Below are 13,224 nucleotides of genomic sequence, written 5' to 3'. Positions count from 1 at the left end.
GAGGCAACTTCCCCACCCGACCGCCTCGCCCAGAGGGGAAATTCATGCTTTCGATGAAGAGGCGGGGCGCAGCCCGCCTTGCCGCCGCGGTCGTGGCCTCCGGCCTGGTCGCGGCGGGTGCGATAGCCACCGCGGGGACCGCAGTGGCGGACGAGACCACCCCGGCGCACGGGGGTGCCACCGCCACGCTCGGCGGCCTGAAGATCTTCGACCAGGCGGTCGTGCACAACGACGGCGGGGACCAGCGCGTCGGCGCGGGCCTCTTCGAGATGGCCGTGGACAACGGCGGCACGCTCCAGACGTACTGCATCGACATCCACAACCCGACGCAGCAGCAGGCGAAGTACCAGGAAGTGCCCTGGAGCGCCTCGTCGCTGCACAACAACGCGGACGCCGGCAAGATCCGCTGGATCCTGCAGAACTCCTACCCGCAGGTGAACGACCTCGCCGCCCTCGCCTCCAAGGCCGGTGCCGGGAACCTCACCGAGAAGACCGCCGCGGCCGGCACCCAGGTCGCGATCTGGCGCTTCTCCGACCACGTGAAGGTGGACGCGGTCGACCCGGCGGCGGAGAAGCTCGCCGCCTACCTGGAGAAGAGCGCGCAGAGCGTCGAGGAGCCCAAGGCGTCGCTGACGCTGGACCCGCCGGCCGTCTCCGGCAAGTCGGGCAGCAAGCTCGGCCCGGTCACCGTGCACACCAACGCCGACAGCGTGACGATCTCCCCGGCCGCCGGTGCGCCGGCCGGCGTCAAGATCGTCGGCAAGGACGGCAAGCCGGTCACCAGCGCCGCCGACGGCACCCAGCTGTTCTTCGACGTGCCGAAGGGCACCGCGGACGGCACCACCTCGCTGACCGCGCAGGCCGCCACCAAGGTGCCGGTCGGCCGGGCCTTCACCGGCATCGGCGAGCACGCCAAGAGCCAGACCCAGATCCTGGCCGGCTCCAGCGAGTCCACGGTCTCCGCGGCCGCCACGGTCTCCTGGAAGAAGCAGGGCGCCATCCCGGCGATCACCGCCGAGAAGAACTGCGCCAAGGGCGGCGTGGACGTCACGGCCAGCAACAAGGGCGATGAGGCGTTCCGCTTCCAGCTGGCGGGCAAGGACTACGAGATCGCCCCGGGCAAGTCGCAGACCGTGACCGTCCCGGTGGCCGAGGACCAGCCCTACGAGATCACGATCAAGGGTGCGGGCGGCTTCAAGAAGACCTTCTCCGGGGTCCTCGACTGCAAGACCGCCGGCAGCGGCGGCGGTAAGCCCTCGCCCAAGCCCAGCCCGGCGTCGGTCGGCGGCAACACCGGTGGCGGCCACGGCACCGACCTCGCCGAGACCGGTTCCAGCAGCGCCACCCCGATGATCGCGGGCGTCGCGGTCGTCCTGGTCGTGGTCGGCGGCGCCGCGGTGTTCTTCCTCCGCAAGAAGAAGGCCGGCACCCCCGCCCAGTAAGTAAGGGCCATGGCAGCAGACGCCCCGTAACGGGCGTGCAGTAACGGCGGGCGCCCGGCCGGTCACCGAGAGGTGACCGGCCGGGCGCCCACGTTTTACATCAAGCAGCCCCACGCCCGCGCCCCGGCCCTGCGACCAGCGCCGTGCGCCCCAGGCCCGCGCCCGAAAGCCCGCGACCAGCGGCAACGAGGCAACCGACGAGCCAGTCGACGAGCCGATCGACGACCGATCGACGACCGATCGACGAGCCGATCGACAAGCCGGTCGACGAGCCGATCGACCAGGCAACCGACGAGGCGGTCTGCGTGTAGCGAGGACAACGGTCTGCGCGTAGCCGGAACAGCGGTCTGCGCGCGGCGGGAACTAAACGTGGCCCCGGATGGTTAACGCTCCGGGGCCACGGACATGCGGTCCCGGGGTGCGCCCTCATGCGTGCCCCGGCGCCGCCGTCGGCCCCCGGCATCCCGCGTGACATCCCGCACCCTGCCCGCCGTGTCCGCACCGCCTCGTGGGCGTCCGCCCCTCGGCACCCGTTTCCTTCCGGGGACGGACGTACGGCAAGATGGGTGTATCTGCCCTCCCACGGTCGCGACGGACGTCACGACGCCACGCCGGCGCACGCATGACGGACGTACGACGGACGGTGGCCCCGGGCGGTGCCGCACAGACCCTGATCGATCCAATCTGCCGGACGGTTTCTCTTGGCTGAGTACATCTACACGATGCGCAAGACGCGCAAGGCGCACGGCGACAAGGTCATCCTTGATGACGTGACGCTGAGCTTCCTGCCGGGCGCAAAGATCGGTGTCGTGGGTCCCAACGGCGCCGGTAAGTCCACGGTGCTGAAGATCATGGCCGGTCTTGAGCAGCCGTCGAACGGCGATGCCTTCCTCTCTCCGGGTTACACCGTCGGCATGCTCCTGCAGGAGCCGCCGCTGGACGAGTCGAAGACGGTGCTGCAGAACGTCCAGGACGGCGCCGCCGAGATCATGGGCAAGCTGCACCGCTTCAACGAGGTCGCCGAGCTGATGGCGACCGACTACAGCGACGAGCTCATGGAGGAGATGGGCAAGCTCCAGGAGGACCTCGACCACGCCAACGCGTGGGATCTGGACACCCAGCTGGAGCAGGCCATGGACGCGCTGGGCTGCCCGCCCGGTGACTGGGCGGTCACCAACCTCTCCGGTGGTGAGCGCCGCCGCGTCGCGCTGTGCAAGCTGCTGCTGGAGGCCCCCGACCTGCTGCTGCTCGACGAGCCCACCAACCACCTGGACGCCGAGTCCGTGCAGTGGCTGGAGCAGCACCTCGCCAAGTACCCCGGCACCGTCGTCGCCGTCACCCACGACCGGTACTTCCTCGACAACGTCGCCGGCTGGATCCTGGAGCTCGACCGCGGTCGCGCCCACGGCTACGAGGGCAACTACTCCAAGTACCTGGAGACCAAGCAGGCCCGCCTGAAGGTCGAGGGCCAGAAGGACGCCAAGCGCGCCAAGCGCCTCAAGGACGAGCTGGAGTGGGTGCGCTCCAACGCCAAGGGGCGGCAGGCCAAGTCCAAGGCCCGTCTGGCGCGTTACGAGGAGATGGCCGCCGAGGCCGACAAGATGCGGAAGCTGGACTTCGAGGAGATCCAGATCCCGCCGGGCCCGCGTCTGGGCAACGTCGTCGTCGAGGTCGACAAGCTCAACAAGGCCTTCGGCGAGAAGGTCCTCATCGAGGACCTCAGCTTCACCCTGCCGCGCAACGGCATCGTCGGTGTCATCGGCCCCAACGGCGCCGGCAAGACCACGCTGTTCAAGATGATCCAGGGCCTGGAGACCCCGGACTCCGGCGACATCAAGGTCGGCGAGACCGTCAAGATCTCCTACGTCGACCAGGGCCGTTCCAACATCGACCCCAAGAAGACGCTGTGGGCCGTGGTCTCCGACGAGCTGGACTACATCAACGTCGGCCAGGTCGAGATGCCCTCGCGGGCGTACGTCAGCGCGTTCGGCTTCAAGGGCCCGGACCAGCAGAAGCCGGCCGGCGTGCTCTCCGGTGGTGAGCGCAACCGCCTCAACCTGGCGCTCACCCTCAAGCAGGGCGGCAACCTCCTGCTCCTCGACGAGCCGACCAACGACCTCGACGTCGAGACGCTCTCCTCGCTGGAGAACGCGCTGCTGGAGTTCCCGGGCTGCGCCGTGGTCGTCTCCCACGACCGCTGGTTCCTCGACCGCGTCGCCACTCACATCCTGGCGTACGAGGGCGACTCCAGGTGGTTCTGGTTCGAGGGCAACTTCGAGTCCTACGAGAAGAACAAGGTCGAGCGCCTCGGTGCGGACGCGGCCCGTCCGCACCGCGCCACGTACAAGAAGCTCACCCGGGGCTGACCTCGTGCGACACCTCTACTCGTGCCCCCTGCGCTGGTCGGACATGGACGCCTTCGGCCATGTCAACAACGCGGTGTTCGTCCGCTACCTCGAAGAGGCGCGGATCGACTTCATGCGCCGGCTGGCGCCGGGGGACGGCAGTCCGTCGTTCACGGGGGGCTCGGTCGTCGCCCGCCACGAGATCGACTACGTGCGGCCGCTGGTGCACCGGCCCGCGCCGGTCACCGTCGAGTTGTGGGTGACGAAGATCAGCGCCGCGTCGATGACGGTCGGCTACGAGGTCAAGGACGAGGACACCCTCTACCTGCGGGCCTCGACCGTCGTCGTGCCGTACAACTTCGCCGAGGAGCGTCCGCGCCGCCTCACCGCGGAGGAGAAGGCGATCCTCAAGGAGTATCTGGCCGACGCGTCGCACCAGGAGGGGGCCGTCGCGGTATGACGGTGCTCGCCCTCGCCGACGCCGGGGAGGCGGCGGACCTCGCCGCCTTCCTCGCCCGGCTGATCCACTACGACCGGGCCGCCGCGGTCCGGCTGCAGACCGGCGGCGGGGTGCTGGCCGTCTTCGGCCGGCCGCCGTCCTTCGAGGTGCTGGCGATCCGTACGGCCCGGCTCGCCGCGCCCACGGGCCCCGGCGACGCACCCGGCAGCGGCCTCGACATCACCGTCTCCGCCGGGGACCTCCTCGAAGGCATCGACGAGGAGCACGGCACGCTGACCGTGCCCGCCGCCGTCACCGGCCCGCCGTGGGCCGGGCTGCTGCCGCCGCGCGGCGGCTGGCAGCGGGTGCCGGGACTGCCGGCGCCGGAAGCGCTGCTGCGCGCGGTGGCCGCCGCGGTCGCCGAATTCCGGGCCCGGGACGAGGCACTGCCGCCCGAGCGCCGCACCCGCGCCGAACGCGACCGTATCGGCCGGGAGATCTGGTCGCGCACCCTCGGGGACACCCACCTCCCGCTGCGCGCCGCGCACGCCGCCCAGTCGCTGGGCTTCCTCCGCCCGGTCCGCACGGCCGTGCTCGCGGCCGGCGCAGGCCCGCACCCCACCGAGCCGCCGGCGCTGACCCTGCTGTCCGCGGGCGGCTGGCTGCGGCTGCGCACCCCGTACGGGTCGGTCGCGGTGCGCACCGGCGGACCGTCCGGGCTCACCGGCCTGTCGGGCCTGACGGTCACCCCCGTCTGACCTGCCCTTACGGCGTCCCGTCGGCGGACTTCGGGCCCTCACCGGCCGTCGTCCCGTCGGCGGACTTCGGGCCCTCACCGGACGCCGCACCGTCACCGGACGTCGTACCGTCGCCGGTGCCGTGGCCGGAGGCGCCGTGTGCCGTCGGGTCCGGCCACACCCCGATGTGGTCGCTCTCCAGCTCCAGCAGCACCCGGTGCGCCATGCCCAGGCTGCTGGTGTAGTCGGCCGGCAGCTGGAGCCGGCCGGCCCGGTCGAGCATCGCGTACTCCCGCGCCACCAGCGCCTCCCGGCCGGTCGCGGCGTCCCGTTCGGTGCGCCGCAGCACCTCCGACGACGTCCGGCCGTCGCGGATCGCGACCGTGCGCCGCACCTCGTCCGCCACCGCCTGGTCATGGGTGACGATCACGATCGTGGTGCCCAGTTCCTCGTTGGCGGTGCGGAACGCGGCGAAGACCTGCTCGGCGGTGTGCGAGTCCAGTTCGCCGGTGGGCTCGTCGGCCAGCAGCACCGCCGGGGTGTTGGCCAGCGCCACCGCGATGGCGGTGCGCTGCTGTTCGCCGCCGCTCAGCTGGTGCGGCCGGCGGTCCCGGCAGTGGTCCAGCGACAGCATCGCGAGCAGCTCCCCGGCCGCCTTCGTGCGGGCCGCCCGGCGCCGTCCGCCGCGCAGCTGCATCGGCAGGGTGACGTTCTGCAGCACCGTCAGATACGGCAGCAGATTGCGGGCGGTCTGCTGCCAGACGAAGCCGACGACCTCCCGGCGGTAGGTGAGCCGGGCCCGGGCGTCCATGGTCAGCAGATCGCGGCCGGAGACCGTGGCGGCGCCCGCGGTCGGCACGTCCAGGCCGGCGAGGATGTTCATCAGCGTCGACTTGCCGCTGCCGGACGCCCCCACCAGGGCCATCAACTCGCCCTGGGAGACGAGGAGATCGAGGCCCTGCAGGGCCTGCACCTCCACACCGTCCGCGGAGAAGACCCGCACCAGACGGTCGCAGGCGATCAGCGCGTCGTGCCCGTAGGCGGGCCGCTCGCGCCGGGCCGCCGCCCGCGCCTCCAGCTCCGCCAGGCTCACCGGCGCGCCCGTGGCGTCCTCGGGCCGTGTGCTCATGAAACGTCCCCCGCTCTCAACTCGGTGCTCTCCCGCCGCCGTTCGCCCACCCACGCCTGGACCAGCGCGACCGCCAGGGCCAGCCCGACCACGCCCGCCGACGGCAGCAGCAGGGAGACGGGATCGGTCCCCAGCCGTACGGTGCCCGGGCCGCCGCCGGCCGCACCGGGCAGGGCGAGCGGGGTGAGGTCCGTGCCGGGGCCCAACAGCCGGATCGCGGCGGCCCCGGCCAGCACCCCGCCGACCGCCGCGAGCAGCGCCGGCGGCAGCGCCTCCAGCACCATCAGCCGCCGCCCCCGCCCCGGCGGCAACCCCATCGTGCGGAGCCCGGCCAGGAGGCGGGTGCGTTCCGGGGCGGTCCGCAGCAGGGAGAGGAGCAGGGCGAGCAGCGCGAAGCCGGCACCGGCCACCACGGCGGCGGTGTAGAGGCGTTCGGCGCCCTGCTGGAGCGGCGGATCGGCCAGCTCGGCGCGTTCGGCGGAGCGCAGCGCCACCTGGACGGCGAGCGACGCCGGGGTGTGGGCGCGGACCACGGCCCGCAGCGCCCCGGCGTCCAGCCCACGGCCGGACAGCAGCATCGTGGTGGGCCCGTTGTCCGCCTCGGCGTAGGTGTCGGGGTGCACCCGGGCCACGCTCCGGGCATTGATCAGCACGAAGTCGCCGCCGGGCTGGGCCGGGGTGTCGGCGCGCACCGCCCGGGGACGGACGACGAGTTGGCCGAACTCCGGCTGCAGCGCCATCGGGGCGTCGCCGAACCGGGTGCGTACGCGCGGGGAGACGATCGCGGGCAGCGGCCGGTCACCGCCCGGGTCGGCGAGGTCCGCGGCGGGGAAGGCGCCGAGCCCCATGGCACGGGCGAGCCGGGCGTACGCCTCGGGTTCGGCGATCACCAGGTACAGGGGCGGGCCGCCGTCGTCCGCGGTCAGCGCACTGATCCGCAGCGGTACGGCGTCCTCGACGCCCGGCACCCGGGCCACGGCCCGCTGCAGCGCGGCGGGCAGCGGCCGGTCGGCGGAGATCCGTGCCTCGGCGCCGACCGCGGTCAGCGCCGCCCGGTCCCGGGCCGTGGCGACCCCGGCGAGCACCGAGCCGCCGAACGAGGCGGTGGTCAGCGCGACCAGGAGGGCCAGCAGCGGCAGGCCCGCGGTGGCCGGGGCGCGGCCCGCGCGGGCCAGGGCGAGGAAGCCGGTCAGCCCGGAGGTGCGGGCGGCCGGGCGGGCCGCCAGCCGCAGCGGCAGCGGCCAGAGCCGCAGCAGCACCAGCGCGGCGATCACGGCGACGAGCACCGGGGCGGCGCTGACCAGGGCGTCCACGCCCCCGCCGGCCGTGGTGCGGCGGCGCAGCGCGACCACCGCGCCCACCGCCAGGACCAGCACGGTCAGTTCGGCGACCGTCCGGCGCCGGGACGGGCGGGCGCCGGCCACGTCGGCGCGGGCGGCCGGGCGGGGACGGCGGTGTGCGGCGGCGGCCCGCAGCGGCAGCGTGAGCGTGCCCAGCAGCCCGGCCCCGGCCGCCGCCGGCAGCGCCGGCAGCACCCGCTCACCGGGCACCAGCAGCAGCGCCAGCCCGCCGCCGGCCACCGCGGCGGGCAGCGCCACCACCGCGGTCTCCGCCGCCAGCCGCCCGGCCAGGCCCACCAGCGACGCGCCGCGCGCCCGCAGCAGCGCCAGCTCCGGGCGCCGGCGGTCCGCGGTCAGCGCACCGGCCATCAGCAGCACGATCCCCGCGACGGTGCCGAGGCCGAACGCGGCCACCGCGATCACCGGGGCGATCGCCGCCCGGGTCCGTGCGTAGCCGTCCAGCAGGCCGTCCACCGCGCTGTCGGCCAGCGCGCCGGTGCCGGCCACCGCGCGCAACCGGGCCAGTGTCGCGCCGTGTTCGACGGACAGCACCCGCTCCCGCAACAACGGTGCGTCCCCTGCGGTCAGCGCACCGGCGTCGACCGGCCAGTGCCAGAACTTCTCCGGCTCCCCGTCGGTGGCCAGCAGCGCCGGCCCGTCCCCGGGAGCCAGCAGCAGCCCGGCGCGCCAGAACCTCTGCGCCGGGGTCCCGTCGGTCACGTCCCGGCGGGGCGCCGCCCGCAGCGGATCCGCGGCCCAGTAGTCGCCCTGCGGCTCCCGCGGTGCGAGCAGCCCGGAGATCCGTACGGTCAGGCCGTTCAGATGCAGGGTGCGGCCGGTGCGCAGGTGCAGGGTGCGGGCGGTGGCCGTGGTCACCGCGGCCTCCAGCGTGCCCGCCCCCGGGGCCGCGGCGCGCGGCAGCCGGCCGTCGGTGACGGTCGCGTGCCGGCCGACGCCGGAGGTCGCGTACAGCGACAGCTCCGGAGCGACGCCGTCCGGCCGGGGCAGCCAGGAGTCCCCGGCCGCCAGCGGTTTCGTGGTGCGGACGCCGTGCACCGCGTCCGCCGCCGGGGTCCGCAGCGGGGCGCGGAACAGGGCCCGGATCGCCCGGTCCTGACGGTCCAGCGCGGCCGGCGCGTAACCCGCCGCCGGGTCCGCGCCGGTGACGTCCGCCCGGCCGACGGAGATCTCCACCGCCCGCTGCTCGGGCGGCGCCGAGGCGAGCGCATCGCGCAGCCCCGCCGTCTCGTACGCCGTCACCCCGCGCGGGAACGCCGCCGCCAGGAACGCCGTGACCAGCACCAGCGCGCCCAGCGCCAGCGCCGCACCGCGCGTGGTCCGCAGCCGGACGACCGGCCATCCCGGCCGGGTGAGCGCCTTCACCGGCCCTCACCCGCCCCTTGGGCCGTCGGTGCGTTCGTCATCACCGCACCCCCTGCCCGCGCAGCGCCGCCACCGGGTCGCCGCGGCGCAGCCCGAGGGCCGCGACGACCAGCAGCGGCCCGGCCGCGACCGCCGCCAGCAGCCCGGCCACCTGGCCGGCCGGCAGCTCCACCAGCACCGGCGGCACCGGGCGGGTGGCCTGCCCGGTCAGCACGACCAGCGGCACCACCGCCCGGGTCAGCGCCGCCCCCAGCACCCCGCCGACGGCCAGCGCCAGCACGATCAGCACCCCCTGTTCGGCGGCGAGCATCCGGGCCAGCTGCCGGCGCGGCGCCCCCAGCGCCCGCAACACCGCGAACTCCCGGGCGCGTTCGCGGACCGACCCGGCGGCCCCGACCGCGAAACCGACCGCCGCCAGCGCCACCGCGACCACCGCGGCCGCGGTCAGCGCGGTCTGCGGACCCAGCCCCAGCGGATCGTCGTGCAGCTCCCGGGCGAGCTCCGCGCGCACCAGGACCTGGCCGGGGTTGATGTCCGGGCGGGCGCGCAGCGCCCCGACGACCCGGTCCACCGCGCCCGGCCGGGGCCGCAGCCACCACTCGGTGGCGGTCAGCGGCGCGGCATCGAGGTCGTTCAGCGCCGCGTTGACGGCCCCGAAGTCGACCAGCAGCCCGCCACCGGCCGGCGGGCCGTCCGCCGGGCCGGGCAGCGCCCGCACCGCCCGCACGATCCGCGCCTTCAACTGCTGCCCGCCGACCGGCAGATCGACCACCGAACCGACCCGGGAGCCGCTGTCGCGCAGATACGCGTCGGTGGCCACGGCGGCGAGCGGCGGCCGCGGCCGGTGCGCGGCGGTGATCCGCACGGTCGTCACCGCCGCGCCCCACTCGTCGCGCCGGGCACCGGTGTCGTACGTCTGCGACAGCAGCCCGCCCGCGGGCACCTCGGTCCGGCCCGCGCGCGGCCCGGACGGCTCGCCCACGTCACTGCTCTTCTCGGTGATGTGGGCCCGCCAGAACGGCCCGGCCGGCGCGGTGAGCGGCCGCACGGCCCCGCGGGCGGTGACGGCCTGCGCGGCGGACACGGTCAGCCGCTGCCGGTACGACACCGGCGACTGGTCCAGGTCGGCCAGCAGGCCGGTCACCCGCAGCGGCCCGGCCGGCCGCCCGGCCGGCGGACCGGCCGCGGCGGCCAGGTCCGCGCGCAGGGTGTGCGGCCGGCCGTCGGCCGCGAGCCGGCCCAGCGGCAGCGTGTACGGCACCCCGAACCGGTCGGTGACCTGGACCGAGAGGACCGCGGGCACCGGCCCGGTGTCCTTGCCCGGGTCGCCGAACCGCGGGCCGTCGGCCACCGGCGGCAGCGCCTGCACGGACCGCAACTCCGCCGTCACCCGCAACATCCCTGTATCGGGCGGCAGTGGGAGGCCCACGGGCCGGTCGTCCTTCGGCGCCACCGCGCGCAGCACCCGGTCCGCCGCGCCCGCCGAGTCCGCGGCGCCGCCCGCCAGGTCGCCGCGCAGCAGCAGCGCGCCCGCCGACCGCCGGGCGTCCAGCGCGAGCAGCGAGGAGGACCGGTCGCCGGACAGCTCCAGGTTCACCAGCCCCACCGGCAGCGCCGCCGCCACCCCCGGCACCGCCGCGTACCCGCCGCCCTGCCCCATCTCCGGTGTCCGGCCGGCCAGTACGCGCACCGCCGCGCCCGCCCGGAAGTCGGCCTGGTCGTCCTGCGAACGCTGCCAGGACGCGCGCTGGCCGATCGCCAACATGCCCAGCGCGGTGGCCAGCACCAGCAGCAGCACCGGCCCGGCACCCCGGCCCGCGTACCCGCCGCCCGTACGGAGCCCGGTGCCGGGGGAGGTGCGCCGGCTGATCTGCCAGCCGGCCAGCGCCGCGGCCAGCCCCCGGCCGCGGGCCGCGCCCCGCTCGGCGATCCGGGCGGCGAGCGGCAGCAGCCGCAGCGTCAGCACCGTACCGGCGAGCAGCGCCAGTGCCGGGGCGGCCACCAACACCGGATCGACGCCCAGCGCGCCGGTCCCGTCGCCGGTCAGCACCCCGCCGCCGGCCCCACCGGCCCCACCGGCCCCACCGTCTGCGGTGCGCTGCCGCAACTGCCAGTACGCGACCCCGGCGATCACCAGCAGCCCCAGGTCCGCGCCGGCCCGGGCGGCGCCGGGCAGCGCACCGGCCCGCCGCCGGCGCGGTGCGTCGGACCCGGTCCCGAGCAGCGCCGGGGCGGCGACCGCCAGGGCGCAGCCCAGGGCCACGGCGGCACCGGTCAGCCAGGTCGCGCCGGTGAGCCGGGTGTCCAGCGGCAGCCCGATCCGGGCCAGGGCGCCGTGTGCGCCCAGCAGCCGGATCAGCGGCCCGGACAGCAGCGGCCCGGCGACCGCGGCCGGGACGGCCAGCAGCAGCGACTCGGCGAGGGCCAGCCCGGTCAGCTGTCGCCGGGAGGCGCCGCGGGCCCGCAACAGGGCCGTCTCACCGGCCCGTTCACCGCTCAGCATCCGGGCGACCAGCAGCAGCGCGTACCCGGCGAGCAGCACCAGCTGGAGCGCGACGATCAGGATCGTGGCGCGGTTCACCAGCAGCGCCCGCCGCAACTGCCCCAGCGCCGCGGGCAGATCGGTGCTCGCGGTGGCATGGCCGGCGAACGCCGGATCGGCCATCAGCGCCTTGGGGGCCCGGCCGGCCGCGGCGCCGAGCGCCGGCAGCCGGTCCGCGGTCAGCGTGCGGAAGTCGGCGGTGGCCAGCCAGCCCACCGAGTCCTGCACCAGCCGCCCGGCGCGGAACGCCGCCGGGTCGGCCAGCAGCGGCCCGTAGGTGGTGAAACCGACCGTGCGCACCCCTCGGCCGCCGAGGTCGTCGAGGCTCCAGTACGGGTCGGTGCGGTCCGCGGGCCGGTAGACGCCGGTGACCACGACGGTCAGACGGGGCGGCCCGGACAGTCGGTTGTCCAGGGTGAACCGCCGTCCGGGCCCGGCCCCGAGCCGGGCGGCCGCGGCCTCGGGCAGCGCGACCGGCAGCGGACCGTGACGTTCCGCGGTGGGCCAGCGGCCCTTGACGAGGGTGAGCCGGGAGCGGTCGAGGGCGGCGAGCTGGGTGAGGTCGGGTTCTCCGGTGCGGGCGCGGGACGGCTGCGAGGACCGGGGCAGCGCGTACGGCCCGGAACGGGTCAGCGTCCGCACCGTGTACGGCAGCCCGTCGAACGCCCGCCGGGCCGCCGCGGCGACCGCCCGGTCCGCGGACTTCCTTGCTCCGGGCGGGAGTTGGGCCTTCACCTGGAGGGCGGCGGCGGCCGCCGAACCTCTACGCAGCGCCTGCCGGAGCCCGGCGTCGCCGACCGACTCCGAGAACGCCGCCAGCGTCGCCAGCACCGTCCCGGTCAGCAGCACCGACAGCAGGGCGGCGACCAGCAGCAGGCGGTGCGCCCGCACGCGCAGTACGGCATAGCCGGCCACGGTCCCCCCTGCCGTGTTCAGCGTCGCTCGCGGTCACTCGCTCGCGGTCGGGTCGAACGGATTCACACGGATGATCGACGCAACGGATGGCACGGATGCTGCCAGAGTGCGAGGCGTCCGGTAAGCGGTTTCCGGGAGGCCTTGACCGGATCGTGACGGAGGTGTCCGGAGCGCCCGCCGCGGCCGGGCGAGGCGGGGAAGTGTGACGTATCTCTCGTGCCGGTCGTCAGTCCGCGCTGTTGATCATCGACGCGGCGGCGTACGTGAGGTAGTTCCACAACTGCGTCTCGTGTTCACCGGCCAGCCCGAGCGAGTCCACCGCGTCCCGCATGTGCCGCAGCCAGGCATCGTGCGCGGCCCGGTCCACGGTGAACGGGGCGTGCCGCATCCGCAGCCGGGGGTGCCCACGGCCGTCGCTGTACGTGCGGGGACCGCCCCAGTACTGCATGAGGAACAGCGCCAGCCGCTCCTCGGCCGGGCCCAGGTCCCCCTCCGGGTACATCGGCCGCAGCAGCGGATCCTCGGCGACTCCCTGGTAGAAGCGGTGCACCAGGCGTCGGAAGGTCTCCTCGCCCCCGACCTGTTCGTAGAAGGTCTGCTCCTGCAGCGTGCCGCGTGGAATCTCATTCACGGATCCATGGTGGCATGACGCTGCGCTGGGCCGGCCTCCCACGTACCTGGCCGTCCCGCCGCGGGGCGCTGCGCTTTGCGGCGCCTCCCACGTAGCTGGCTTTCCCGCCGCGGGGCGCTGCGCTTTGCGGCGCCTCCCACGTAGCTGGCTTTCCCGCCGGGGGGGCTCGCTCGCCGTTGTGCTTTGCGGCGCCCCGCGCGTGGCTGTCTGCTGCGCCGCGGGTGTTGTTCGCCGTTGCGCCTGCGGCGGGCTGGGTGGGTGTTGGGTGCGGTGACGGACCTCCGGGGCCGGTGTTTGGGACTGCTGTCGCTTTACGTCCCA

General features: G+C 75.2%; 8 protein-coding genes. 4 read left to right on the top strand and 4 right to left on the bottom strand.

Annotated elements, in window-relative coordinates:
- The first annotated feature begins 44 nt into the window (after positions 1-44).
- The 4 genes from AB0E02_RS35290 to AB0E02_RS35275 all read left to right on the top strand — a co-directional run bounded on the left by AB0E02_RS35290 (position 45) and on the right by AB0E02_RS35275 (position 4,984).
- Positions 45-1,442: an LAETG motif-containing sortase-dependent surface protein gene (locus AB0E02_RS35290; RefSeq protein ID WP_362147525.1), complete on the top strand. Its 1,398-nt coding sequence runs from the start codon at positions 45-47 to the stop codon at positions 1,440-1,442.
- A gap of 701 nt (positions 1,443-2,143) precedes the next feature.
- On the top strand, positions 2,144-3,808 hold the full coding sequence (ettA, locus tag AB0E02_RS35285) for an energy-dependent translational throttle protein EttA (RefSeq protein ID WP_030804669.1): 1,665 nt from the start codon (positions 2,144-2,146) through the stop codon (positions 3,806-3,808).
- Between the two features lie 4 nt (positions 3,809-3,812).
- Positions 3,813-4,247, top strand: coding sequence for a thioesterase family protein (locus AB0E02_RS35280; protein ID WP_351534902.1), 435 nt, complete (start codon positions 3,813-3,815; stop codon positions 4,245-4,247).
- Positions 4,244-4,984: a hypothetical protein gene (locus tag AB0E02_RS35275; protein ID WP_030414412.1), complete on the top strand. Its 741-nt coding sequence runs from the start codon at positions 4,244-4,246 to the stop codon at positions 4,982-4,984. Before AB0E02_RS35280 ends, AB0E02_RS35275 begins: the two co-directional genes overlap by 4 nt.
- 7 nt (positions 4,985-4,991) lie before the next feature.
- Here the strand turns inward: AB0E02_RS35275 and AB0E02_RS35270 are convergent, their stop codons facing one another.
- From AB0E02_RS35270 to AB0E02_RS35255, 4 genes are all read right to left on the bottom strand, one after another.
- Positions 4,992-6,092 carry an ABC transporter ATP-binding protein gene (locus AB0E02_RS35270; RefSeq protein ID WP_362147520.1) on the bottom strand — a complete coding sequence of 367 codons (1,101 nt, stop codon included), beginning with the start codon at positions 6,090-6,092 and terminating at the stop codon, positions 4,992-4,994.
- Complete coding sequence (locus AB0E02_RS35265) at positions 6,089-8,815, bottom strand: FtsX-like permease family protein (RefSeq protein ID WP_362147517.1); 2,727 nt, start codon at positions 8,813-8,815, stop codon at positions 6,089-6,091. The genes AB0E02_RS35270 and AB0E02_RS35265 overlap by 4 nt, the downstream gene beginning before the upstream one ends.
- A gap of 40 nt (positions 8,816-8,855) precedes the next feature.
- Complete coding sequence (locus AB0E02_RS35260; RefSeq protein WP_362147514.1) at positions 8,856-12,272, bottom strand: ABC transporter permease; 3,417 nt, start codon at positions 12,270-12,272, stop codon at positions 8,856-8,858.
- Positions 12,273-12,498: 226 nt separating this feature from the next.
- Positions 12,499-12,903: a globin gene (locus tag AB0E02_RS35255; RefSeq protein WP_362147511.1), complete on the bottom strand. Its 405-nt coding sequence runs from the start codon at positions 12,901-12,903 to the stop codon at positions 12,499-12,501.
- Positions 12,904-13,224: the final 321 nt, after the last annotated feature.

This window comes from Streptomyces sp. NPDC048196, from assembly GCF_040652715.1.
GTDB lineage: Bacteria > Actinomycetota > Actinomycetes > Streptomycetales > Streptomycetaceae > Streptomyces > Streptomyces siderophoricus.
Note: the sequence above shows the minus strand (reverse complement) of the source record. Positions and strands in the feature narration are given on the sequence as shown.